3 protein-coding genes are annotated in these 1,116 nt (G+C 69.1%); all 3 read right to left on the bottom strand.

Going from position 1 to position 1,116, the window contains the following annotated elements:
• Positions 1-595: hypothetical protein (locus tag ACFRAL_RS17445; RefSeq protein ID WP_378885409.1), on the bottom strand; the 595-nt coding region annotated here is incomplete at its 3' end.
• On the bottom strand, positions 573-860 hold the full coding sequence (locus ACFRAL_RS17440) for a hypothetical protein (RefSeq protein WP_375821545.1): 288 nt from the start codon (positions 858-860) through the stop codon (positions 573-575). The genes ACFRAL_RS17445 and ACFRAL_RS17440, both read right to left, overlap by 23 nt.
• Positions 853-1,116, bottom strand: a 264-nt coding sequence (locus ACFRAL_RS17435; RefSeq protein WP_378885406.1) for a hypothetical protein, incomplete at its 5' end; no start/stop codon positions are given. The genes ACFRAL_RS17440 and ACFRAL_RS17435, both read right to left, overlap by 8 nt.

Genomic DNA, 1,116 nt, shown 5'->3' with positions numbered 1-1,116 from the left:
TCTCCCCGAACCGGTCCTGCGACCGCTTGTCCTTGATGTTCGCCAGGAACAGGTGTTGCGCCTGGTCGTACATCTCCAGCGGCACCATGGCCGGACGCTGCGTCGCCCCCCACAGACCCGACCCCAGGGACCGGCCCTTGGTCCAGATCCGGGTGAGGTCCCGCTTCATGTCCATCTCCCGGACCAGGGACACCACCTCATCATCGAAGATGATGTTGTCCCCCTTGACGTACAGCCGCTTGTGCATCTCCTTGAACACCCGCTCGTGCCGGATCTCGTCGGCCGCCGGATCGTTCGTGTGGTGCGGCCACACCACCCACCCGTTCACCTTGGGCATGCCCGGAGCACGCGGCGGAGGGGGAAACGTGAGCGTGCGCTTCCAGCGGTCGTGCTGGGCCAGGAACTCGCCCACGGTCTTGTCCTTGGCCTTCATGACCGTGATGTACCCGGTCAGGTCATCCGACACGGACCGCGCGAGGAGCTGGAGCGCAAGGCGCGTCTTGCCCGAACCGGTCGGGCCGATGAACGACACGTGCTCACCCGCGCCGTACTCCCACACCGAGGAGAGGAACCTACGCCGCTCGATCAGCCTCACGCTCTGGCTCGGTGCCGCCCGCGGCGCCCTGGTCCTGGCCATCCCCACCCCCCAGCTCCCCCACGCCGTACCGCTCCCGCAGCCTCAGCGCCTCGGACTCCCACTCGCCGCACACCTTCAGCAGCTCCGAGTACCGGCGCTTCCACGCGATGATCCGCGCCTCGGCCAGCACCAGCGCGTGCTGAGTCCGGCCGCACCGCACCAGCGCAGCCTCGTACGCGTCCTCGGACGACACCTCGGTGTCGTACTGCACCTCGTCAGACATGGGCCATCACCCGGGGCGTGGGGACCTGGCCGCGCTCGTGCTGGACGGGCGGCTCGGTCGGCGCCGGCCGCTGCTTGGCCATCGCGGCCCCGCGCTGGTCCAGGATCCGCTCGATGTCCTCACGGCTCTTGGCACCCATCATCTGCGCGATGTGCGGCGGCACCTTGCCCAGGAGGTGACCGAACTGGACGAAGGTCATGATGCCGACCCCGAGCACGCCGCCGACCGCACCCACGCCCCCGAGGCGCTCCAGCAC

This window comes from Microbacterium sp. NPDC056736 (assembly GCF_042790415.1).
In the GTDB taxonomy this organism is placed as follows: Bacteria; Actinomycetota; Actinomycetes; order Actinomycetales; family Microbacteriaceae; genus Microbacterium.
This window is presented reverse-complemented; position numbering and strand designations above follow the sequence as displayed.